The organism is Candidatus Aenigmatarchaeota archaeon (assembly GCA_016932615.1).
Lineage (GTDB): Archaea > Aenigmatarchaeota > Aenigmatarchaeia > QMZS01 > QMZS01 > JAFGCN01.
In genome coordinates, this window is the sequence record JAFGCN010000009.1 from 201,111 (window position 1) to 221,408 (window position 20,298).

Below are 20,298 nucleotides of genomic sequence, written 5' to 3' on the forward strand. Positions count from 1 at the left end.
ATTTTTGGGCTGTTTTTCCGAATTGTTCCGGACCTTTCCGTGATATTTCAAAGAACCTATATATGCCGTTCCAGACAAGTAATTTTGTGCCTGGGTCCAAGAAAGATTTTTTGGGCAAAGGCGCAGGAAAAGAAAAATGATGCGAAGTGATAGTATGGGTACAGTGCTGTTGCTGCTGACGGGCTTATGCCTTATGCAGCTTGCAATAGCAGACGAAACACTAAACCAGACGTTGGAAAACGAAACAGATGCCAACCTCACTAATGAGGCCGGCAACGAAACAAACGAGACCGTTGACAACACGACGGTCATCACGAACGAGACTAATGAAACCAACGAGACCGCAGGCGAGTTGACGAACGAGACAAATGAAAATTCAGGCGACCTCACAAATGAAACCGAAAACCAGACCGGCGAAATGACAGACCTGAACCAGACAGATCAAAACGATACTGCTTCTAACTTGACCGAAGCTGACATTAATGAGGCAAAGTCAATATCCTGCCCATATGGTGCGGAGGTAAGGTTCCTTGAGCTTGAAAAAAGAATTGAAAGAAACCTTCTTGTCGGCTCTGTAGTAGTAGCGGCGATAACTGAAAATGACCCCGATGCGGACGTAAGCGAACTGGTTGCAATCCTGGGCGAGATGGAAGACCTTCTTGAGGTTGTAAGAAATACCGACCGCGATGGAAACAAGCTGGAGCTTGCAAAGACCTTTGTCGACCTGAAAAAGGATGCCATAATTCTTACTATGGAGTTCAGGAAGCTTGCGCATGAGTTTATGACTCCGAAAAACCGGGAGCGCGTGATGGTTCAGGCAAGAATCGCAAATGCCACGAACTTCACTGAGATTGACCAGCGGCTTAACCAGGCAAGGAAAAACTTTAATGCACACAAGACCGAAGAATTCCTTGGAGTGATGAATTCGAAAGACCAGGAGTTAATAAAGAGAATAAGAGAGGGATCAGTGAATATGTCCGAGATAAGAAACCAGATTATGGAGCGCTTCCAAAACCTTACCAGTGAGGAGCAGCAGGGCTTTGTTGGCAGGGCAAGGGAGATGTCTATAAAAAACAATATCGCAAAGAAGAACCTTGCTCTTGAGATGAAGCAGGACCGCCTTGAGCAACGGCTTGAGAGGACAGAGCAGTTGCAGGAGCGGGTTCGCGAAAAGATGCGGGAGTTTAATGCAACAGGCGTTAACCACACGGCACTGATGGAGCAGCTTCAGGAAAGGGTCAGGCAGAGTGACAACCTTGGGCATGGCATGGGAAAGCAGCAGCAAGTGATGGGCGAGATGGGCGATATGCGCGGAAACGGGGTACCTGGAAGATGAAAACAAAGCTTTTTTTGGCCCTGTTTTTGCTGGTTGCTACTGTTGCCTTTTCCGGCTGCATAGGAAGCGACACGCAGGACAATTCTGAGGTTCCTATGGAGAACAACTCCCAGCAGGTAACTATCCAGGAAGAGCCGGCCGTAGAGCAGAATGCCGAGGTCATAGAGCAGGTGGATGCAGAATTGATGGATGACATCGATGACGTGGAAATCGGCGAAATGGTTTAGTTTCGTTTTAATTTAATTTCAATTTTGTTATTTTTTCTTTTGCCAGCTTTAGCTTTCCGAATTTTTTTTCGATAAAGCCCTTTAGGTCTTCAACCCGGGAACTGGTGATTACCTCGATGCACAGGAGAGGGTTTTTGGGGTTTGGGTCAAACGTTTCTTTTTGGTTTACTGACTCAACAGTCCTCAGGAATATCTCTGAAGCATTCATGGTCTTGAGGAGCTTTTTGGTCGTGTTTATGACGAATTCAATGTCGTAAGGTGGAATCAATCTCAGGTCAAGGTAATTCCCTTTCAGTTTTCCTGAGGTTATGCTCTTCAGGAATGCGTGCTCGGTTTCGACGGTTATGTCGACTTTCACGTCTTTTGAGCCGGCATATTTCTGCAGGAGATCACTTGCGTCCTTTGAGGAGTATTTTTCGTCAATTGAGCCGGTGATTAGCACTCCGGGGGTTTTTAAGGTTTTTCCAAACCGTGTAAGTTCGCTGAAGTACCCGAAGCGGCAGTTTTTGAATTCCTTCGGCTTTGGGGAAAATGCCTTCTTTATCTCTTCGGGCTTTTTGTCCGGAAACCAGGCAAGCCCCCTGATAAGCTGCTGAACCATAATAAACCCCCTCCATATATATAGCGTTTGGCTTGTTTTGGGTATTATCTAATATATCTCACTATATTATGCCTTTGGACTGTAAGGACGGCTATGTTGGCATAGCAAAGGTAATTGGCGCAGTAGTGGTTTGCATGGTTATTTTGACCCTGCTTTTCGCTTCTGAAAACCTTGTCGTCGTCGAGAGAATCAGCGGCTACCTGGTGGTTCTTGGCATAGTTCTGGGTGTTTTCCAGTACTTTGCCCAGAAAGAAGCTTCAGAAAAGCCACAATTGCCGGGAGTTAAGAAAAGAAGATAATTTTTGCTTTTTTCGTATTTTGGCTTTTTGCTGTAGGTGTGGCGGGTTTCTTAAGCGGTGGCTTTTTGGGTGGCAAGTGAATGGAAGTAGTGGTTTGCCCTTTCAAGGTATTCCAGGACGGGGCACTTGGAGCCGTTTTTGGAGGCGTAATCTGCCGCCAGGTAAGAAGCGCCGGCGTCAACTGCAAGGTCCTGGGCAGTGTTTGAGGTAAGGCCTGTTTCTGCCACGCTCAGAATCCCGCCTGAGGCAAGGTAGTGCTCGAGGATTTCCCAGCCGATTCCAAGCGCCAGGACCCCCGCCGCCACTTCCGCCTTGCTTACGGGAACTTCAAGGTTTTCGGCGGCCTTTACTCCAGTGTAGCCGAGGGCAGCGGCTGTTGTTCCGTGCATAAGCACATCGTAATGTGGAACTTCCTGAAAGTATCCGCCAAGCCCGTCCAGCTCGAAAAGCCCCAGGTAGTTTGCAAGCACTGCTGCAGCCCCAAGGCCCAGAACATATTTGTCGCTAAGCGTCTTTTCTGCCGCCCCCCTTATCTTTTGCCAGTCCATATTCAGCACTACTAGTTAGTTAAATATGTTTTTATGTCCGATTTTAAACAAAATTTGGCTTACCTTACGGGTTCTTAACTGCTTCCATCAGTTTCATTTATGAGACGAGCGGTTTTCGCCATTGTTTCAAAAATTCCGCCCGGAAAAGTCGCCACCTACGGCCAGATTGCAGACGCTCTTGGGACAAGTCCAAGAGCAGTTGGCCGAATTTTGAACAGTAATGAAAAGCTGGTCGAGATTCCCTGCCACAGGGTCGTGATGTCTGATGGGCGAATCGGCGGGTACAAGTGTGGAGTCGAGAGGAAGATTGAATTGCTTGAAAGTGAGGGCGTTGAGGTCAAAAACGGGAGGGTGGATTTGGAGCGGTTTTTGCTGGCGCTGGAAGTAAACCCGAAATACGACTAGGATTAAAGATTCCAATATAATGCTCTTTCTTCAGTGGTTCTATCTCCCGGAAGCTTGGCCTGCACCGAAAGAGGTGGCTCTATGCAGTGAGCAGGATCGGCGCGGGCTGTCATTCTTAAAAGTTCAGTTAGGCCTTCAGAACTTAATGTTCCGCGGCTTATAGTTCTTTTTCCATCCTCGATGGTCTCGATTGTCACGGGACCCGAATAACTCTTGAAGAGATTTTTGAAATTTCTGGAGTCACCCTTTTCGATTATTTGAGACCTACTCTCAAATTTTGCAATGGCTGAATCTGGACCTGAAAGACCTACACAAGAGATACCTCCATCTCCATCATAAAGTGCTTCAGTTTCCCGGATTATTACTCTAGGTCCTCCACCATAAACGCCTGAAGGCAATTCAATTCCAAGCGTATGTTCTTGTTTTTTTGTATCAAAGCTTGTTTCGACAGTTAGTCCATTATTTCTTGCATAATGGATAAGCTCTTCAGCACCCTCAAAATACTCTTTTTGGCTGTCTGGGACTTTTATTCCTTCTGGTAATCCTGCTAACATAGTTACTATAATATAATAATTACTATAACTTTAAATACTTATTGAAGATATTGAACTTAGCTTACTTTCACCGTTCCCTCTCCCCCGCAATAAACTCCTCTACTCTGTCTCTCGCCTCTGAATCCGAATACTGCTCAATTGGGTGCTTCATGGTGTAAGAGGAGATTGACTTTAATGGCCCTGCAATTTTCCGGTCAAGCCCCAGCTTGCAGCACCTAATCGCATCAATTGCAACTCCTGCGCTGTTTGGCGAGTCCTCGACTGCGAGCCGTAGCTCCACTGTTGTCGGGACATCTCCGAATTTTCTTCCCTCCATCCGGAGGTAGCAGATTTTCTCGTCTTTCTGGAAAGGCACATAATCTGACGGCCCGATGTGGATGTTTCCTTCAGGCATTGGAGTTGGAAGCTGGGACTGCACTGCTTCAGTCTTGCTCACCTTCTTACTTACAAGCCGAGCTCTTTCAAGCATGTTCAAAAAGTCAGTATTCCCCCCAAAGTTTAATTGGTAAGTCCGGTCTAATTTTACGCCCCGGTCAGCCCAGAGCTTTGCGAGAACCCGGTGGGTAATGGTTGCTCCAACTTGCGCCTTTATGTCGTCCCCCACACAAGGTATTTTTTTCTCCTCAAACCTTTTCGCCCAAATTGGGTTTGAGGCGATAAAGACCGGCATGCAGTTAACAAAGCCGATTCCCGCTTCAAGAGCGCAATTGGCGTAAAACTCAACGGCTTTTTGAGAGCCGACTGGAAGGTAATTTACAAGAATCTCAGCGCCCGAATCCTGAAGGGCTTTTACTACATTACAGGGCTCGGCGTCCGCCACACGGAATGCCTCGTCTTCAGGGTAGTTCATCATGTGCGGGGCAACCCCATCCAAAACAGGCCCCATTCTGACAGGCACCTTCAGATTGGGCACATTTTTGCAAAATGTCTTGGTGTTGTTTGGCTTTGAAAAAATCGCTTCAGACAAGTCAAGCCCAACTTTTCTTTTGTCAATGTCAAAAGCTGCAACTGGCCTGACATCAGAAATTCTGTAGCCGCCAAGAACATTATGCATTAGCCCCGGCACAAGCTCGGAGTTCGAGTCGACATTTTTGTAGTAGTAGAGCCCCTGTATTAAGCTCGAGCAGCAGTTCCCGATTCCGGAAATAGCGATTTTGATTTCCTTGCCCATATAATAACTAGCGGAAGTATTTATATATTTTACCAGCGTAAAACTTTATCCCGGTAAGCCAATATATTCTGCGCCCTACTAATTATGGAAAAGCCCCTTAAGCGCCTGGCAGACCTTAACACAAAAGACTGCCTGTGGATTTACCTCCTGAGGATCCTGAAGGACGGCCCACGCCACGGCTACATATTAAGGGAAGAGGTAAACAAGCGCTTTGGCTTTATGCCGGGCACAGTCACTTCCTACAGGGTTCTGTATTCCCTGAAAGCTGATGGCTTTGTCCAGAAAAAGCCGGACGGGAGAAAAGAGATATACACTATCACTCCAAAAGGTCTTGAAATCCTTAAAAAAGCGGTCAACTTTTACGAAAACCTCGGAAAGCTCCTGAAGAGCTAACCCCCAAATTCGGAATATATATCAAAAATCAAGCTTAGTGTATGGAGGATAAGTTCTACAAGCTGCCCGTTCTTCATTACGAGTATGGTGCCCTTGAGCCGCACATTTCAAAAGACCAGCTAAAGCTTCACCACACAAAGCACCACCAGGCGTACGTCGATAACGCCAATGCGATTTTGAGGAAGATTGATTTGGCAAGGTCAGAAGACCAAAAGCTCGATATGAAGCATGTTTGCCGGGACTTGTCGTTCAATGTCGGGGGGCACATCCTGCACAAGCTTTTCTGGGATAACCTTGCCCCGCCAAATCACCGGGCCGAAAATCCGGTCGGGCTTATCAAGACCCTGATTGACCTTGAGTTTGGGGGTCTTGAGAGGTTCAGGAAGGAGTTTACCCAGGCAGCGCTTTCAGTGGAAGGTTCCGGCTGGGCGGTTCTCGCTTATTGCAGGGCTACAAAAAGGCCTGTGATACTCCAGGCCGAAAAGCACAACGTAAACCTTATTGCGGGCTTTCCCATTTTGTTGGTGCTCGATGTCTGGGAGCACGCGTACTACCTGGATTATGAAAATGAGAGGGGCAAGTATGTGGAGTCTTTTTGGAACCTGGTCAACTGGGATGAGGTCGCAAAACGGCTTGACGTGGTTTTGGAGGGCCAAAATGCGTGGCAGAATTAGGTTTTTGATTCTTGTTTTATCCCTCGTAATCGCCGCTCTGATTTCATGATGCCTAAAGGGGCGGTCGGGAGAAATTACTGGCAGAATGATTTAGTTTTTGAGTCCCAGATGCTCTGATATCCTATTGGGGAATTCACTAAAATATATCTTTTCGAGGCATATTTTTGCCTTATTGGGAATTACCTGTTGAGTATTTGCCACCAAGGTTCCTCTATAGATTCTCTTGGTGTCCTGTTCAACCAAATGCGGTATCCCCAAGCCCAAACTAATCTCGTAAAGTTTGGCTGCGGGAGCATATTTTCCCTCTGTGAGAATCTCTCTACCAAGTACTAATTTTTGGGTTTTCTGGTCTATGGAAAAATCGGTCCAATGGGCATGGTATCGCCTATGAGTGCTTGTTAAGCACCCGTCTGGATTTGCCTCAACATAGCCCAATTCAACTCCCCAAGGGATTCGGACCTTGGGCTGGGAGGATTTCTTCCTAAAAGGCAATCTTGATTCTGAGTTTCTGTCTAAGTAGACGTCGATACCATCAGGTTTGCTTAAAAGAACGCCCATACTGATGCTTTTGCCTTCTTTCATTGCAGCTTCAACTGCAGAAAATTCTTTATATGACCCAGAATCTGGTGTCAGCATTAACCCTCCAATAGTTTCCATATCGGGCATTATAAGATATTCTGGTATAACTTCTCCAATTGTGCCCTCTAGCCAAATGCCTCTGCCTTCCTCAAAAGAGTGAGTTATCTTTCTTCCCTTAGGCGAATAGTCACTAGGGCATTTAGACTTCAGCGGGCTACTTTGGCTAAATACTTGGGCAGAATTTCCCTTCCCAAGATCTAACTCCACCAGTTCAAAGTCAGGTTCCATATTTTACCTCATAGATATACGATATAGGTATTTAAATAAATACTACTTCTAGGTTGTCTCACTATTTTTAGGATATCACCTGAATTACCTTCTCCCTCCCCTTCTCCCCCCGAACAATCTCTATCCTGCTTTTACGAACCCCAAAGTGCTTTGCCAAAATTTCAATTACTGCCTTGTTTGCCTTCCCGTCAATGGCTTTTGCCCGGGTTCTTACCTTCAAAAAACCTACCTCTTCAAGAACTTCATCATTTGAGCTGTTTGGGACTACGCGGATAGTGATGCGCTTCATAAATAGTGCCTAGATTATACGGCTATTAGATTTACGTAAATCAAAAAATCTGTTAAACTATTCAGGCCTCTGCTCTATTTTCGCGTTGACGCCCCTGAAAATGTTTCTGATAAGCACGATGTCCTCTATTCCCTCTACAGCCGAGTATGGAATCACTACGCCCTTCTTTTCGCCTCCAAGAATCTCTGAAAGGAAGGTTCCCCTCAAAGCTTCGACAATTATTGAGGTCACCCTGAATTTTCCCAGTTCGACCCGGAAATCCTTTACTTTGCCGCAATATTTTCCGTCAGTGGTGAAAACATCTTTTCCTACTACTTCAGAGAAAGATTTTACATTAACTGCCATATATTACTAACACAGTATTTATATATTTGGTCCCTGTAACCGGAAAACACTACGCAATGGCTTAAAATCAGGTTTTAGGCAGTTTTAGCCCTATTCCTGCAAGGAAACTAAATCTAGTTTTAAGAGGGAAATTATGTGTGCGGATGATGGGCTTGGGATTATAAGGGCTTCTAGAAAATCGGGGACGGAAAGATTCACTTTTAAAGGCCAGGAACTTGGGTTTGGGTTGCTTGAGTTTTGGCAGTGGAACTCTTCAGACCTGGTGAGCAATGCGCTGAGGGGTCAGATTGCAGAGTTTATAGTTGCAAGCGCCCTGGGCGTGTCCGGAGGAGTAAGGGGTATTTGGGACTCTTATGACCTTGATTTTGGCCCCCTGAAGATAGAGGTAAAGTCTGCCGCATATATTCAGTCCTGGAGCCAGAAAAGGCATTCAGATATAAGGTTTGTAATAAGCCCTACTAAGGCATGGTCTGCTGAAACAAACGAGTCCGAAAAAGACTCGAGACGGCAGGCGGACTTATACATTTTTTGCCTGTTAAAGCATAAGGACAAGGAAACAATAGACCCTCTGAACCTGGACCAGTGGGATTTTTATATAGTGCCTACAAAAGCGCTAAACAGATGTTTTCCTCTTCAAAAGAGCATCTCCCTGCAGTCGCTTCTGAAGTGCAAACCCATTAAGTCCGGCTTTTCGGGCCTGAGAAATGCTGTTGAGGATTTTTCCAAAGCAAGTGGCCTAGCATGAAGCAAAAGCCAGGCAATCCGCATCTAATTGCCGCTTAAGCGCAGGTTTGCTTTTAAGCCCCTCTGGCCTGCCATTTAAATTCTTTTTCTCGAAAAAGACTTATGACACTGGACGAGGATGTTGTGAAGCTGATGAGGCATCAGGACCATATTCGAAATATCGGCATTATTGCCCATATTGACCATGGAAAAACCACCACTACAGACAACCTTCTTGCGGGAGCCGGGATGATCAGCGAGGAATTGGCGGGGAAGCAGGTTTTCATGGACTTTGACAAGCAGGAGCAGGAGAGGGGAATCACTATTTTTGCAGCTAACGCTTCCATGATTCACACCTTCAATAATGAGCAATATCTTGTCAACCTTATAGACACCCCCGGCCATGTTGACTTTGGGGCAGACGTAACAAGGGCAATGAGGGCGGTCGACGGGGCGGTTGTTGTCGTTTGCGCAGTTGAGGGGCCAATGCCCCAAACCGAGACCGTTCTCCGGCAGGCGCTTCGGGAAAGAGTAAGGCCCACACTTTTTATAAACAAGACCGATCGGCTCATACGGGAGCTTAAGCTAGGCCCTGAGGAAATGATGAAGCGGCTCCAAAGCCACATAAACAATGTCAATTCTCTTATAATGAAATATGCCGAGCCGCAGTACAGGGATAAGTGGCTGGTGAACGTTATGGACGGAACTGTTGCTTTTGGCTCTGCTTATAAGAACTGGGCGATGTCAGTTCCTTACATGAAAAAGACGGGGGTTTCATTCAAGGAAATCATAGACATGACAAATGCTGACCAGGATAAAGAGCTTGCAAAGAAGTGCCCGCTGTCCCAGGTTCTTTTGGATATGATTGTTACTCACTTGCCAGACCCTAACCAGGCGCAGAAATACCGTGTTGAGAAGATCTGGAGCGGGGATGTAACTACTCCAATTGGCGCCGATATGACGGGGTGCAATGCAAAAGGAAAGCTTGGCGCAATCGTAACCAAGGTTGTGCCAGACCCGCACGCGGGAGTCATCTGCACCGCACGGCTTTTTTCAGGCACATTAAAGGCAGGAGAGGAGGTTTACCTTGTAGGCCAGAGGAAGAGGCAGAGAGTGCAGCAGGTTTCAATTTACAGGGGCCCCAGAAGGGTTACCATTGAAGAGGCACTGGCTGGAAACATAATTGGCATTGTTGGTTTGGGAGAAGCATTTTCCGGTGAAACCATATGCGGCCCTGAGGAGCCAATCCCACCGTTTGAATCGATCAAGCACATCTTTGAGCCGGTTGTAACAAAATCAGTTGAGCCAAAGGATGTCAGGGACCTTCCAAAGCTAATAGATTACTTAAAGCAGGTAAACAGGGAAGACCCTTCAATTGAGATTAAGATTAACGAGGAAACCGGAGAGTATTTGGTTTCAGGCCTTGGTGAGCTTCACATTGACGCAAAGATTGAAAGGCCACTCAGGGAAAGGGGAATTGACATAAAGAGCTCAACACCGATAGTCGTTTACAGGGAAACCATCGAGGGAGTTACACCTCGGCCGGTAGAAGGAAAGAGCCCAAACAAGCATAACAAGTTCTATGTCATCGTTGAGCCGTTGGAGGAGGGAGTTTTTGAGCTTCTAAGCTCCGGCGCAATACCAGAAGACCGGCTCAAGAAGCTAAAGCAGGAGGATATAGAGCTCTTCGTAAAGGCAGGAATGGACAGGGAAGACATAAAGAAGTACCTTGACATTTACAACAAGAACATTTTGATTAACGCAACAAAGGGAATACAGTACCTTAACGAGACTTTCGAGCACATGAAAAACGCGTTCAGGGATGTGTGCAACGAAGGCCCTCTTGCAAGGGAGCCATGCCTTAAAGTAAAGGTAAAGGTGGTTGATGCTGACCTTCACGAAGACGCCATCCACAGGGGCCCTGCACAGGTTATTCCTGCAGTAAGGCAGGCGATAAAAGAGGCAATGCTTCAGTCCAAGCCAAGGGTCCTGGAGCCGCTTCAGGACATCAGGATTGACTCACCTGAGGAAACCACAGGCCCTGCAATGAATGAAATCCAGAACAGGCGCGGCCAGGTCGATGACGTTTCAACTGAGCTTGGGGCTTCAATAATCAGGACAAGGGTTCCTGTAGCTGAAATGTTCGGCTTTGAAGGGGCTCTAAAATCGGCAACTCAGGGCAAGGGCTTTTACTCTCTTATCAATGTTTACTTCGAGAAGCTTCCAATGTCCCTTCAGGAGGGAGTAATTTCAAAGATACGTCAGAGGAAGGGACTGTCTCCTGAACAGGCCTAGGAGAAGATATTTCTAGCTGAAAGTTATTGTTTTTTGCTTAGCAAGGGTCATTTATGTTAGGGGAAATTTCTGAGGTGGGCATCCTGGGTGCGGGGCTTGGCGGACTTGCAGCGGCCATTAAGCTTGCTGATGGAGGCGTTAAGGTCAATGTTTTTGAACGAAAGGCTTCCGTGGGCTCTGGCTTTGGCTATCATGTCAATGCGCTTAGGGATTACGGAATGGGAGCGCTTTATGAATTGCATGAGTTAGGCCTGGATCTGGAGCCCTGCTCCAGGATTCAGAAAGTTTTCAGACTTGCTCCGGGGGTTCGTTCCGAAACGCAAGGGTCTTCCTACGTTCTTTTTGAAAGGGGAAATGGGGAAAACTCGCTTGAGAACCAACTCTACAGGCTATGCCTTGAGAAAGGAGTGAACTTTAAGTTTAATGCAAAGATTCCATTTGATGCTGATGAGGTAAAAGTGGTTGCTACCGGAGCACCAAGAGATAAGCGAAACATTCTTGGGGTGGGCTATGCCTACCCCATGGAAGAAATCTCTCTGTTGGGGGATGAACTTGCTATGGTTTATGATAATGGCTTGGCTCCTCAGGGGTACGTCTGCCTTTTGCCGGGGTCTAAGGAGGCCATGCTTCTCTCTGTTTCTTTTACTGAATTGAACCGCTCTGAACTGAAGAAAAAACTTGACCTGGGGCTTGAGGGTGGTTTGCTTGGCCCTTTCTTGGGAAGCGCTTCTCCCAGGAAAAGTATATTCGGCTACGGCTACGTTCAGGAAGACCCGATTTCTTCTGCTGAGCAATATGGAAAGCTTTTTGTGGGGGAGTCCTGCGGTTTTCAGGATGCCCGAAGGGGATTTGGAATAAGCTACGCCCTGGATACAGGAATCACTGCGGCGCAAAGCATACTCTTGGAAGTTCCTTACAATCAGCTCTTGAGAGACAGATTTGGCACTGAATTTCAGAATCTGTGGGCAGCCAGGCAAAGGCAGAATGGCTTTACAAATGAAGATTATGTCCATATGCTAACTGGGCTTGGTGAAGTTATTAAAGTGAATTCATATGTTGACTGGAAAAGTGAGGCGGGCAGGTAAGTTTTTGATTTTTCATCTTTTGTTTGTTTTTACCGTTCAATGCCCTGAAAAATTAAGACTCTATTTTCGTTCCAATCCTATCTGTTCGGCTTCTGGCTACAAATTTCTCCAGAAAAACTTCTTGAAACAATATATACCTATCTGTATAATATTATGAAGCAACAAGCATATAATAATGCTACTAGCGGTGATTCAAAGATTGGTTATGTGAAGGATGCGGGGGTGACTGCAATCAGTTATGCAAGCAGCCTTGCAAACAGGGTTGGCGGAGCTACAAAGTCAGGTGCATCAAGAGCAACTGGCTACGCAAAGTCAAAGCCAAAAACAACGGCAGCTTTGGTTGGAGCAGCAGGCCTTGCAGCAACTTACACTGCAATAGCGCTTGGCCACTTGGACGCAAGCGCGGCAGACGAGGCAATAAGAAACCTTGACAATGCAACGATACACAAGATTCCCGAGGCGATTGGCGGCGGGGAAGGTGGAGTGCTTGATAACTCAGCCCACAGGGTTTACGATGCCCTTGCCCGTCTTGACGATGCTCTCAAGGGATACATAACTGCAGTTACTGCAAATGTGTCCAAGGAGCAGGCACTCGTCGACTACTGGGTGGACCAAGGATACTCTCGTGAGGAGGCAATGGATCATATAGAGCGGCTGAAGGGCGTTTCGAACACCCAAGATGCTGTTCAGAGCGTATACGATAAACATGTTGAAGCAGGGAATATAAATGGCACGGTTCAGGATCGGGTTTCTGACGGCATTCGTGACCTTCTGGGCAGGTCCCAAGACAAGATGTCTTCTACAGTTGATGCTGTGAAGGATAAGGTGTCTTATGGTGATTCAGATGTTCAGACAACTGCAGTTCAGGAGAAATTCTTCTCAAATACATCACCTCATCCTTCTGTTGATGTATCCGATATGACTCCTGAGAAAGTGCTGGTCTTTAATGAAGGTTCATTCACAAATGCTCCATTTGGCACATCCCCTTCACCTGCTTCGGTGGAACAGGCAATAAGTCAGACTGACGCAAGCCCTGGAATAAAGCAGCAGCTTAGCGATGCCCTGGCAGGATTCCCTGGAGGGCAGACCGGTGCAGCAGTTGCAGGAGCAGGACTCGTTGGAGGAGGCGCTTACGCAAAGAAGAAAGGTGTAATATGACAGCAAAAAAGAAATCTTCGGTAAAGGTAGCTAAAAAAGCAGTGAAAAGAGTGGCAAAGCCGGCTAAGACTGTAAAGAAGACCATAAAGAAAACCGTAGTGAAGCCAATCGCAACCAAAGGCGCAAAGGCAAGAACTGACTTCAGCAAAATACTTCAGCAGGCCGAGAGGAAATATGACCGTGAGGTCACAGTCCTCTTGAGGTCGATTGACACAGCTGAAAGAATAGGAAACACAAAGACGCTGATGGTCGCAAGGCAGATAGCCAAGAACTGGATAGAGTACTTCATAGCGCTAAGGCAGGTAATACAGAAAACCTGCAGCCCAAAGGACCAAAGCACAAAGGCCTCAGTCGCATTCATAGACGACCAGATCAAGTTCTTCCAGATATTGGTCAAGGAGCTTGAACGAAAGCTTGGCGAGATGAGGGTAAAAACCCTTCGGCAATCCCTAAGGTAAATTTTTGATTTTTCATCTTTTGTTTGTTTTATTTGTTAGTCTCTGGGCTCTTTCCTTCAGTTTCCGTTTTTCCATTGGGGTCGTTAAGAAACACTACGTTGCACCCGGACATTTTTTTGTAGAAATCCCTGTCGCTTCTTATTTTCTTTGGCTCGAATATCGCCTGCTCGAGGCCTTCCCAGAAGAAAAACCAGCCGCCGGGCTCAAGGAGAATTATGAGAAAGTTTGTGATGAAATTCCTCTCGTCGTGGGTAAGTATTATGTAAGTTGCGGCAAGCATCATTACCACTCCCGCCACTATCATCAGGGCGCTCTTTTTGATTATGGAATTGTATTCTTGGGTCATTCGTTTGTTTCTTCTGCAGAAATATTCGCATAGCCGCTTTTTGATAATACCTTCCTCCGTTTCGTTTCTTTCGCTTTCTGGCACATAGACTTTTACTTCAAGAGGGTCGGGGGACTTTGCAAGGCAGGCCTTTTTGAGTTCGGAGATGAAATCTTCAGATAGCCCCCTCTTTGAGTTTGGCCGGGGGTCGAAATCGGAAAATATGTCTTCGTAGCTGTCAAGCCAGATTGCAATCTCGTGCAGGTGGTTGTCGCAGCAACTGCCTTCTTCGGGCTGCTTTTCCGGCTCTACAGGAACAGGCAAATTTGCTTCTGCCACAAATAAATATATTTTGAATAACTATATTGTTTTATCTGCTTTCCATATAATAGGGGGCCATATTGCGCTTAATCATAGCGGCTTTCTCTTTCTCATGCTTGTGGTTTTAAATCCCTGGCTGTCCCAGAATGCAAGGCCTTCCTTATTGTGGGCAGATACGCTTATTTCAGCATTGGGGGCTTTATTTTCTTTCATCCACTGGCAGGCCACATCAAGAAGCTTTTTTGCAAGACCTTGTCCTCTGCTTTTTCTCTCAACGTATATGCTGAAGATTTTTCCGGCAAGATTTTCCTGGAAGATTTTAGGACGGCACTCCAGGCATGCAGTAAGATAACCTACAACAGTGCTTTCTTCTTCTGCAACAAGCACTAAGCAGTTTTTGTCTGCAAGCAGCATTTCAAGGTAATGTTTGGTCTCCTTTTCGACAACGTCATTTTCTGCAAGGGTGTAAGCACTGTCCAGGGTTTCGTGCGTTCTGCTTAGCTTATTCTCAATTACAGACAAGGTTTCGATATCTCTGGATTCTGCCTTCCTGATTTTCATCTTCTCGTAATTTTTGTCTCCCTCTTCACGGTCAGCGCCTTAAGAAGCTCCTTTAGCTTTTCATCGGGGATGGGGCTGGTTATCTGGCCCTGCTGGTATGCCTGAAGCAGGTACATTTCCACCTGCTCTGCCAGGACGGGATTTCCAATCCTGACATTGGCCAGCCGTTCCCTTGCCTCTTTAGTCAGGCATTCCATAAGAAGGCGCCTTTTGAGTTCTTCAAGCTGCTCTTTTTGCTGCTGGAGTTTCATCTGTTCGAGGTACCGCGGGTCTATATTTTCATCCATAAATTTGTTTATAGGGTACTTTAATAATGGTTGTTTGGAATAAGGAGAAATGCCTTCGATGCGGCGGGTGTGTTGGCGTCTGCCCAAAGGCGGCTTTGGGCCTTAAGGAGAGCGGTCTTCTGGTGGATGTACAGAAATGCGTGAATTGCGGCATCTGCGCTTCATTTTGCCCCGTTAGAGCGCTTAAATTGGAATGAGGAAGTATTATTCTTTTTTTAAGGAATACCTTTATAGAGGATGGCAGATGTAATCGTCGTTGGAGGCGGCCCTGGAGGGGCAACTGTTGCAAAGGAAATTGCAAAGAATGGCTTTAGCGTGGCCCTTTACGAGAAGCGCCAGGAGATAGGCGCGCCCAAGAGGTGTGCTGAAGGGGTTGCACTTATTGACTTAAAAAACCTTGGTTTGGAAGTTCCCCAAAACTGCATTCGCCAGGGCATAAATGGCTCGGTTGCTTACGCCCCAAATGGAAATTCAATTGAGATGGCTTTTGATGAGATTGGAGGATACATCCTTGAAAGAAAAGTTTTTGACAAGTGGCTTTGCGAGGAGGCAGCAAGAGCGGGGGCGAAAATCCAGGCAAAAACAGACATAACCGAAGTAATTAAGGAAAATGGAAAGGTGTGTGGAGTAAAAGGCACATTTATGGGAGAGCCTTTTGAGGAGAGGTGCAAGGTACTAGTTGCAGCCGATGGGATTGAAAGCAGGGTTTCGAGAATGGCTGGACTTGACACTACCTGCAGCCCTCTTTTGACTGATTCCGGAGTCCAATTTGAGATGGCGGGTATAAAGATTAGCGACCCAAATAAGCTTCACCTGTTTTTTGGCACAAAAGTTGCCCCGAGAGGGTATGTGTGGATTTTCCCTAAAGGCAAAGATGTTGCAAATGTTGGTATTGGCATAATTGGCAGAAGCGATGTTCCTGCAATTGATTACCTGAAGCGGTTTATCGAGCAAAATGAGGGCCTGAAAAACGGGTCCATCCTTGAGGTAAATGCTGGCGGAATTCCAGTTGGGGGCCTACTGAAGAAGATGAACCTTGACAATTTTCTTGTTGTTGGCGACGCCGCCCATCAGGTAAGCCCTATTCATGGGGGAGGGATAGTTGAGGCCCAATATGCAGGAAGGATTGCGGGGGAAGTAATAATCGAAGCCCTGAAGAAAAATGACACCTCTGAAGAATCTCTTGAGTCCTATAACGCCCGATGGTGGGCTGAGCGGGGAAATGACCTGAAAAATATGGAAAAGATAAGGGAGCTTCTTGAAGTAATGTCTGATTGTGATCTGGACTTTTTGGCAGATAATCTCACACCAGAACACCTGCTGGAAATATCTATGGGAAAGGGGCTTGGCTTTCTTGCAAAAATTGTCATAAAGAGGCCTCAGCTTATGAAGTATATAGGCAAGCTGATTTAATCGTTATGCCCCGATGCTTGCATCGGTTGGATATTTCATTTAGTGGCTATAGCTGGTAACCGAAGAGTTAGTCTTGCTAATTACTATATATAGATATATTATGGCAGATCAGATTGCTTATGGCAATGAATCGAGCTCAATTTTGAAGAACACCTACAGCAATGCGGGAAAGGGATTTAGCGGCGCAGCGGCTTATGCAAGCCGGCTAGGAACAAAAAAGAAGATTGCTCTTGGAATCGGGGCGGCTGGAGCGGGCCTTGTGCTTGCTTATGCTATCCATAACCTTACGGGCTGGGACCCTACAGGTGCAATTGAAGGTCTTCCGGGAGGAGAAACGGTGGCCGAAGGAATGAGGACAGTTCACGACAAGATGGACCAGGCATACCTTGGAATAAAATCGGCGATTCCTGGCGGCCCGGAAGAAGCGGCAGCCCAGTCAGTTTCTGGAGTTGCAGACGCACCTTTGTCGCCAGAGGAGCATGAAAGGGTATTAAGGGCGCTTTCCGTTTCTTCAGGTAATGTGCCTGGTGCGGGGAAACTAGACACTGGCTTATACCAGGGGCTTTCCGGTTCGGAAAAGGTCTTGGATGGAATGTCTGATGAGATGCTGACTGCACACATTCAGGACACCTATGTAGGAGGGCATTCCATAACGGGGCTTGGAAACTATATGGTGCTTCACCCTGAAAGAGCGGATTTGATTATGGACAGCATGTTCCCTGAAGACCGTGAAGGCTTGATGAAGGCATATGAACTTAGCCTTGCCAAGGCAGGAGCAGAGAGCGCACTATGAAACGGCAGAACTTTAATGGGGCGGAATTTCTAAGGCAGGTTGGAATGGAGTACGACCACAAGGTCACGGTTTTGCTCAAGGCAATAGACCTTGCAGAAGAAACAAAAGATGTCCAGCGGCTTGTGGGCCTGAGAAGCGTAGCACTGTCCTGGGTCAGCTACTTCGAGTACCTTAGGGAAAAAATAGACAGGAACCGCACAGCCAAGGACCCTTCCACAAAAGAGACGCTTGAGTTCATCGGAGAGCAGATAAGATTTTTTAGCCTGCTTGCCCAGGAAGTCAAAAAGAAAATATATGAGCTCAATATAAAGAATAATCTCCGCCTTGCGTGAATTCTTATTTTGTCTGTATTTTTAATTTGTTTTTTTGGCCAGTTGGCCCTTTCCATAGGGAACAATCTTTAGGAATTCTTCTGGATTTATGGTCTTTATTGCTTCCTTGTCGCCTTTTGCTGCCTGATTGATCAATTCTTCTTTTATCGCTTCTCCAAGCTCTTTTCCTTCAAGGGATCCGGGTACAATCTCCACGAAATATTTTGCATTTCTTTCAACAGATTTTTTGACCCCCCTCAGCACATTGAGGTTTTCATCTAAGCCAAGCGCAATACCCAGGTCAACTCTCAGGAAGTTTCTCTTTCCGTAAATCATGAACGAGCCCTTTGTGAGGTACTCTCCTGGCCGGGGAGTTTTTGAGACTTGGTCAGGCGTAACCCAGTATATGTCTGCGACGCCGAGCCGCGAAATCCAGAACCGGGAATTGCTTGCAGTAAACTGTGCCGCTTCAGCGATTGCCTCTTTGCTCACAGTTCTGCCTTCACTTCGGATTACCCCGAATGGCGAGCCGGGAATATGTGCGTGAAGGACAATGTCTGACTTCTTGCAGTATTTTTTTATCAAAAGCTCGTTGGTTGTTGCATCCTTTCCGATGATTACGAGAAAGCCGTCAGAAGTCGTGAAGTTCTTGAACTGGTCGAACCATTCCTGCTTTTTTGCCTGCTTAAATCGTGCGGGGGCTTTTGCACTTTGGGTTTTTTCCATCCAGTCGCGCGTCTTTGATATCTTTTCTCTGGCTTTTTTTGACTTCTGGAAATATTCGTCCATTGTTTTTTTCGCGCCCTTTGAGACATTTATCCGAAATGAGACACCTTCTGTCTGGAATTCCGCTTCTCCGGATTTTTCGTTTACCCTGACAAGCGGCACAGTTATCTTTTTTTCACTCTTCCACACAGACAGGGCTTTTTCAATTTCAGAGATGTTTTCGAATATGGCTTTCGCGCTTTTTGCGTATTCTTCAGTTTCTCTTTCGTGTTTTTTCAGGGATTTATCCCTGCCGGATTTTATGACTTCCTCTTTTGTAAGGTTCTTCTCGCGGTAAGCTTCTTCGATTGCTCTTGACAGCGTGGGATATTTTGAGCAGTTTTCGCCATCCGCCCGGAGCTCTATTGGCGACACCAAGGGCTCTTTTCCAAGGTATATCCTGGGCGAGAGCTTTCTTTCAAGCAGGGCCCTGATGCAGGTTTTGGTTTCAGAGAGTTCCCTTGCGTAATCTTTTCCGATATGAAGGCCTGAGGCGAGCGTTTTCTCGTCGAAAATTCCTTCAAAATCCTCGAGGTTCGGGGACGGCGGAAAAATGTATTTTTCTTTTGGCAGAACCTTACGGTCACGAAACTCCCTTGTATTTAGCGCAGTTATTATCGTGAAGACCTTGTCGCAGAGAATTATGTTTCCTTTTCCAATGAATTCCAGAACAAGCTCGTAGCCGGGAAGCGAGAGAATTAGGATTTTGTTGAATCGGTCCTGCCGGACTCCAAGGAGAGTGAGGTTTTTTATTTTTTGCATCAGGAAATTGCAGAAGCCATCCGGCTCTCCCAGGCAGGCATGTTGCGTAAGGTAGCAAAATGATTTTCCTACCACCAGATTTTCCTGCGCTTTGCCTTTGGACTTAAACTCTATGCAGATGTTCTCACTTCTTTTTATGTCCTTGATGCTTGAGCCCTCCAAAACCTTAAGCTCGAGCGCCAGGTAATGGAAATCAATTGGAGTAAGTCCCATAATTCATTCTACCGGTATTTTATTGCTCAGCCCTCCAGGCAATTATAGTATATCCTATATTTTCTAAGCGATTTAATTATGGTTTCTCCAGAATCTGGCTCAAGCTCTTCGGGAAGGCACCGGCTTTATTCGGCAGACATTCTTGAAAAGGCGCCTACAGTGAGGGCAAGGACATTTGAGCTCGCAGGGCTCTACACTCTCAAGGAAACTTACCTTAATGCTGGAATACAGGATTCCACTCTTGACAGGACTCTCTCGGACCTCGAAAAGCAGCTTAGGGGCTACTCGGTTCCGGGTGGGCCTGACCTTGTTGCAATAGCCAAAGATATGCACTTTTACGGAATTATTGAGCCAGAAAAGCCAAAAGTGGTTTCGGGCAATTTTTCGGAAGCTGAAGCTTCAGTTCCCGAAGAAAAAAAGCTCTGGGAGAATTACCAGTCCCGGTACAAGGGCGCGATGCTGCCTAAGGAAGAGCGGCTTATTGCAAGGCAGGAAGAGCTTCTGGCAAGAGCTAGGAGTAGCCCCGACATACAGGCATACATACTTCTCGAGACGCAGCTAAATGCGCTTCAAAGCCAGGGCAAGGGCTTTGGCGCTGACAACCTGCCCCTAAGCGAGGAGGCAAAGATTGTTGCTTCAAGATTTGGAGAATTTATAAGAAATATCGAAAGCTCTGACCCTGAAGGAAAGCGTTCAGGAGCGCTAAAGCAGTTCCTGTACGAAAAGGATGCGCTTGCAAAGGACTGGGAAACGTACGGCCAGGCAAAGGTTGAGCTTGCAAAGCATTATGGCTTTGACAGCATTGGAAAGCTCGCTGAAATGGAGGCAAGGTATGGAAATGACTCAGAGATGCTCCAGAAGATGGGCGCGCTAAGGGGGCGCTTGCAGGCGATGGTAGAAGGGCCCAATCCGGCTCCAGAATCCGTCCCCACACCCCCTCAGCCACCAGCACCAATTCAGCAGATGCCTGCCGCCAGCGCGCCAAGAGAAGCCCCACCTGCCCAGCAGTTGGCTTACCAGAGCAATTTCCAGAAGAGGATGGAGGGGGGCTTGCAAAAATAGCCTAACTGAAGAAGTGGGTGGAGAGATGAAGATAATCCTTCAGAAGCGAAAATGGAG

27 protein-coding genes are annotated in these 20,298 nt (G+C 46.6%); 16 read left to right on the forward strand and 11 right to left on the reverse strand.

All coding sequences use genetic code 11. The features are described 5' to 3' along the window. Positions 1–154 precede the first annotated feature (154 nt). Together JW727_03020 and JW727_03025 are read left to right on the forward strand one after the other, a co-directional pair. Positions 155–1,336 carry a hypothetical protein gene (locus JW727_03020; protein ID MBN2094994.1) on the forward strand — a complete coding sequence of 394 codons (1,182 nt, stop codon included), beginning with the start codon at positions 155–157 and terminating at the stop codon, positions 1,334–1,336. Further along, a complete protein-coding gene (locus JW727_03025; protein MBN2094995.1) occupies positions 1,333–1,563 on the forward strand; it encodes a hypothetical protein in 231 nt (76 codons plus the stop codon). Before JW727_03020 ends, JW727_03025 begins: the two co-directional genes overlap by 4 nt. Before the next feature lie 7 nt (positions 1,564–1,570). On the opposite strand, the gene JW727_03030 is transcribed toward JW727_03025, so the two are convergent. Further along, complete coding sequence (locus JW727_03030) at positions 1,571–2,164, reverse strand: hypothetical protein (protein MBN2094996.1); 594 nt, start codon at positions 2,162–2,164, stop codon at positions 1,571–1,573. A 68-nt stretch (positions 2,165–2,232) separates the two neighbouring features. Between JW727_03030 and JW727_03035 the strand changes: the two genes are divergently transcribed. Then, on the forward strand, positions 2,233–2,463 hold the full coding sequence (locus JW727_03035) for a hypothetical protein (GenBank protein MBN2094997.1): 231 nt from the start codon (positions 2,233–2,235) through the stop codon (positions 2,461–2,463). A 50-nt stretch (positions 2,464–2,513) separates the two neighbouring features. Here JW727_03035 and JW727_03040 read toward each other — a convergent pair whose 3' ends face one another. Further along, positions 2,514–3,011 carry a hypothetical protein gene (locus tag JW727_03040; GenBank protein MBN2094998.1) on the reverse strand — a complete coding sequence of 166 codons (498 nt, stop codon included), beginning with the start codon at positions 3,009–3,011 and terminating at the stop codon, positions 2,514–2,516. Between the two features lie 99 nt (positions 3,012–3,110). Here JW727_03040 and JW727_03045 point away from each other — a divergent pair, with 99 nt between their 5' ends. Next, the gene (locus tag JW727_03045; protein MBN2094999.1) at positions 3,111–3,416 is read left to right on the forward strand and encodes an MGMT family protein; all 306 of its coding nucleotides are present in this window, start codon (positions 3,111–3,113) and stop codon (positions 3,414–3,416) included. Between the two features lie 2 nt (positions 3,417–3,418). Here JW727_03045 and JW727_03050 read toward each other — a convergent pair whose 3' ends face one another. After that, the gene (locus JW727_03050) at positions 3,419–3,970 is read right to left on the reverse strand and encodes a hypothetical protein (GenBank protein ID MBN2095000.1); all 552 of its coding nucleotides are present in this window, start codon (positions 3,968–3,970) and stop codon (positions 3,419–3,421) included. Between the two features lie 67 nt (positions 3,971–4,037). Beyond that, the gene (locus JW727_03055) at positions 4,038–5,141 is read right to left on the reverse strand and encodes an inositol-3-phosphate synthase (protein ID MBN2095001.1); all 1,104 of its coding nucleotides are present in this window, start codon (positions 5,139–5,141) and stop codon (positions 4,038–4,040) included. 84 nt (positions 5,142–5,225) lie between these two features. Here JW727_03055 and JW727_03060 point away from each other — a divergent pair, with 84 nt between their 5' ends. Then, positions 5,226–5,534 (forward strand): helix-turn-helix transcriptional regulator, encoded by a 309-nt coding sequence (locus JW727_03060; protein ID MBN2095002.1) that lies wholly within the window; start codon positions 5,226–5,228, stop codon positions 5,532–5,534. Positions 5,535–5,575: 41 nt separating this feature from the next. Next, on the forward strand, positions 5,576–6,208 hold the full coding sequence (locus JW727_03065; protein MBN2095003.1) for a superoxide dismutase: 633 nt from the start codon (positions 5,576–5,578) through the stop codon (positions 6,206–6,208). A gap of 90 nt (positions 6,209–6,298) precedes the next feature. Here JW727_03065 and JW727_03070 read toward each other — a convergent pair whose 3' ends face one another. The 3 genes from JW727_03070 to JW727_03080 form a co-directional block, all read right to left on the reverse strand. Continuing rightward, a complete protein-coding gene (locus JW727_03070; protein MBN2095004.1) occupies positions 6,299–7,075 on the reverse strand; it encodes a hypothetical protein in 777 nt (258 codons plus the stop codon). Positions 7,076–7,142: 67 nt separating this feature from the next. Next, a complete protein-coding gene (locus JW727_03075) occupies positions 7,143–7,364 on the reverse strand; it encodes a DUF167 domain-containing protein (protein ID MBN2095005.1) in 222 nt (73 codons plus the stop codon). Between the two features lie 57 nt (positions 7,365–7,421). Further along, positions 7,422–7,709, reverse strand: coding sequence for a PRC-barrel domain-containing protein (locus JW727_03080; protein ID MBN2095006.1), 288 nt, complete (start codon positions 7,707–7,709; stop codon positions 7,422–7,424). Between the two features lie 133 nt (positions 7,710–7,842). On the opposite strand from JW727_03080, the gene JW727_03085 reads away from it, so the two are divergent. The 5 genes from JW727_03085 to JW727_03105 all read left to right on the forward strand — a co-directional run bounded on the left by JW727_03085 (position 7,843) and on the right by JW727_03105 (position 13,428). Next, positions 7,843–8,454, forward strand: coding sequence for a hypothetical protein (locus JW727_03085; GenBank protein ID MBN2095007.1), 612 nt, complete (start codon positions 7,843–7,845; stop codon positions 8,452–8,454). A gap of 101 nt (positions 8,455–8,555) precedes the next feature. Further along, entirely contained in the window at positions 8,556–10,727 is a 2,172-nt protein-coding gene (locus JW727_03090) for an elongation factor EF-2 (GenBank protein MBN2095008.1), read from the forward strand. A 53-nt stretch (positions 10,728–10,780) separates the two neighbouring features. After that, on the forward strand, positions 10,781–11,812 hold the full coding sequence (locus JW727_03095; GenBank protein ID MBN2095009.1) for an NAD(P)-binding protein: 1,032 nt from the start codon (positions 10,781–10,783) through the stop codon (positions 11,810–11,812). A 153-nt stretch (positions 11,813–11,965) separates the two neighbouring features. Next, positions 11,966–12,970, forward strand: a complete 1,005-nt coding sequence (locus tag JW727_03100; GenBank protein ID MBN2095010.1) for a hypothetical protein — start codon at positions 11,966–11,968, stop codon at positions 12,968–12,970. Next, entirely contained in the window at positions 12,967–13,428 is a 462-nt protein-coding gene (locus tag JW727_03105; GenBank protein MBN2095011.1) for a hypothetical protein, read from the forward strand. Before JW727_03100 ends, JW727_03105 begins: the two co-directional genes overlap by 4 nt. A gap of 28 nt (positions 13,429–13,456) precedes the next feature. Here JW727_03105 and JW727_03110 read toward each other — a convergent pair whose 3' ends face one another. The 3 genes from JW727_03110 to JW727_03120 all read right to left on the reverse strand — a co-directional run bounded on the left by JW727_03110 (position 13,457) and on the right by JW727_03120 (position 14,922). Further along, entirely contained in the window at positions 13,457–14,092 is a 636-nt protein-coding gene (locus JW727_03110) for a hypothetical protein (GenBank protein MBN2095012.1), read from the reverse strand. Positions 14,093–14,164: 72 nt separating this feature from the next. Further along, complete coding sequence (locus tag JW727_03115; GenBank protein MBN2095013.1) at positions 14,165–14,635, reverse strand: GNAT family N-acetyltransferase; 471 nt, start codon at positions 14,633–14,635, stop codon at positions 14,165–14,167. Then, entirely contained in the window at positions 14,632–14,922 is a 291-nt protein-coding gene (locus JW727_03120) for a hypothetical protein (protein ID MBN2095014.1), read from the reverse strand. The genes JW727_03115 and JW727_03120 overlap by 4 nt, the downstream gene beginning before the upstream one ends. Before the next feature lie 23 nt (positions 14,923–14,945). On the opposite strand from JW727_03120, the gene JW727_03125 reads away from it, so the two are divergent. The 4 genes from JW727_03125 to JW727_03140 all read left to right on the forward strand — a co-directional run bounded on the left by JW727_03125 (position 14,946) and on the right by JW727_03140 (position 17,460). After that, positions 14,946–15,119: a 4Fe-4S binding protein gene (locus JW727_03125; protein MBN2095015.1), complete on the forward strand. Its 174-nt coding sequence runs from the start codon at positions 14,946–14,948 to the stop codon at positions 15,117–15,119. 40 nt (positions 15,120–15,159) lie between these two features. After that, the gene (locus tag JW727_03130; protein ID MBN2095016.1) at positions 15,160–16,335 is read left to right on the forward strand and encodes an NAD(P)/FAD-dependent oxidoreductase; all 1,176 of its coding nucleotides are present in this window, start codon (positions 15,160–15,162) and stop codon (positions 16,333–16,335) included. Positions 16,336–16,435: 100 nt separating this feature from the next. Further along, positions 16,436–17,128, forward strand: a complete 693-nt coding sequence (locus tag JW727_03135) for a hypothetical protein (GenBank protein ID MBN2095017.1) — start codon at positions 16,436–16,438, stop codon at positions 17,126–17,128. Beyond that, a complete protein-coding gene (locus JW727_03140; GenBank protein ID MBN2095018.1) occupies positions 17,125–17,460 on the forward strand; it encodes a hypothetical protein in 336 nt (111 codons plus the stop codon). The genes JW727_03135 and JW727_03140 overlap by 4 nt, the downstream gene beginning before the upstream one ends. 21 nt (positions 17,461–17,481) lie before the next feature. On the opposite strand, the gene JW727_03145 is transcribed toward JW727_03140, so the two are convergent. After that, the gene (locus JW727_03145; GenBank protein ID MBN2095019.1) at positions 17,482–19,179 is read right to left on the reverse strand and encodes an NFACT family protein; all 1,698 of its coding nucleotides are present in this window, start codon (positions 19,177–19,179) and stop codon (positions 17,482–17,484) included. Between the two features lie 78 nt (positions 19,180–19,257). Between JW727_03145 and JW727_03150 the strand changes: the two genes are divergently transcribed. Further along, complete coding sequence (locus JW727_03150) at positions 19,258–20,241, forward strand: hypothetical protein (GenBank protein MBN2095020.1); 984 nt, start codon at positions 19,258–19,260, stop codon at positions 20,239–20,241. Positions 20,242–20,298 lie beyond the last annotated feature (57 nt).

What these genes read in the sequence shown, in the direction of transcription:
- JW727_03050 (MBN2095000.1), bottom strand. Translation starts at nt 3,970, where the DNA reads ATGTTAGCAGGATTACCAGAAGGAATAAAAGTCCCAGACAGCCAAAAA.
- JW727_03020 (MBN2094994.1), top strand. Translation starts at nt 155, where the DNA reads ATGGGTACAGTGCTGTTGCTGCTGACGGGCTTATGCCTTATGCAGCTT.
- JW727_03130 (MBN2095016.1), top strand. Translation starts at nt 15,160, where the DNA reads ATGGCAGATGTAATCGTCGTTGGAGGCGGCCCTGGAGGGGCAACTGTT.
- JW727_03065 (MBN2095003.1), top strand. Translation starts at nt 5,576, where the DNA reads ATGGAGGATAAGTTCTACAAGCTGCCCGTTCTTCATTACGAGTATGGT.
- JW727_03040 (MBN2094998.1), bottom strand. Translation starts at nt 3,011, where the DNA reads ATGGACTGGCAAAAGATAAGGGGGGCGGCAGAAAAGACGCTTAGCGAC.
- JW727_03135 (MBN2095017.1), top strand. Translation starts at nt 16,436, where the DNA reads ATGGCAGATCAGATTGCTTATGGCAATGAATCGAGCTCAATTTTGAAG.
- JW727_03145 (MBN2095019.1), bottom strand. Translation starts at nt 19,179, where the DNA reads ATGGGACTTACTCCAATTGATTTCCATTACCTGGCGCTCGAGCTTAAG.
- JW727_03070 (MBN2095004.1), bottom strand. Translation starts at nt 7,075, where the DNA reads ATGGAACCTGACTTTGAACTGGTGGAGTTAGATCTTGGGAAGGGAAAT.
- JW727_03100 (MBN2095010.1), top strand. Translation starts at nt 11,966, where the DNA reads ATGAAGCAACAAGCATATAATAATGCTACTAGCGGTGATTCAAAGATT.
- JW727_03090 (MBN2095008.1), top strand. Translation starts at nt 8,556, where the DNA reads ATGACACTGGACGAGGATGTTGTGAAGCTGATGAGGCATCAGGACCAT.
- JW727_03025 (MBN2094995.1), top strand. Translation starts at nt 1,333, where the DNA reads ATGAAAACAAAGCTTTTTTTGGCCCTGTTTTTGCTGGTTGCTACTGTT.
- JW727_03030 (MBN2094996.1), bottom strand. Translation starts at nt 2,164, where the DNA reads ATGGTTCAGCAGCTTATCAGGGGGCTTGCCTGGTTTCCGGACAAAAAG.
- JW727_03055 (MBN2095001.1), bottom strand. Translation starts at nt 5,141, where the DNA reads ATGGGCAAGGAAATCAAAATCGCTATTTCCGGAATCGGGAACTGCTGC.
- JW727_03060 (MBN2095002.1), top strand. Translation starts at nt 5,226, where the DNA reads ATGGAAAAGCCCCTTAAGCGCCTGGCAGACCTTAACACAAAAGACTGC.
- JW727_03075 (MBN2095005.1), bottom strand. Translation starts at nt 7,364, where the DNA reads ATGAAGCGCATCACTATCCGCGTAGTCCCAAACAGCTCAAATGATGAA.
- JW727_03115 (MBN2095013.1), bottom strand. Translation starts at nt 14,635, where the DNA reads ATGAAAATCAGGAAGGCAGAATCCAGAGATATCGAAACCTTGTCTGTA.
- JW727_03120 (MBN2095014.1), bottom strand. Translation starts at nt 14,922, where the DNA reads ATGGATGAAAATATAGACCCGCGGTACCTCGAACAGATGAAACTCCAG.
- JW727_03105 (MBN2095011.1), top strand. Translation starts at nt 12,967, where the DNA reads ATGACAGCAAAAAAGAAATCTTCGGTAAAGGTAGCTAAAAAAGCAGTG.
- JW727_03095 (MBN2095009.1), top strand. Translation starts at nt 10,781, where the DNA reads ATGTTAGGGGAAATTTCTGAGGTGGGCATCCTGGGTGCGGGGCTTGGC.
- JW727_03045 (MBN2094999.1), top strand. Translation starts at nt 3,111, where the DNA reads ATGAGACGAGCGGTTTTCGCCATTGTTTCAAAAATTCCGCCCGGAAAA.
- JW727_03150 (MBN2095020.1), top strand. Translation starts at nt 19,258, where the DNA reads ATGGTTTCTCCAGAATCTGGCTCAAGCTCTTCGGGAAGGCACCGGCTT.
- JW727_03080 (MBN2095006.1), bottom strand. Translation starts at nt 7,709, where the DNA reads ATGGCAGTTAATGTAAAATCTTTCTCTGAAGTAGTAGGAAAAGATGTT.
- JW727_03140 (MBN2095018.1), top strand. Translation starts at nt 17,125, where the DNA reads ATGAAACGGCAGAACTTTAATGGGGCGGAATTTCTAAGGCAGGTTGGA.
- JW727_03085 (MBN2095007.1), top strand. Translation starts at nt 7,843, where the DNA reads ATGTGTGCGGATGATGGGCTTGGGATTATAAGGGCTTCTAGAAAATCG.
- JW727_03035 (MBN2094997.1), top strand. Translation starts at nt 2,233, where the DNA reads ATGCCTTTGGACTGTAAGGACGGCTATGTTGGCATAGCAAAGGTAATT.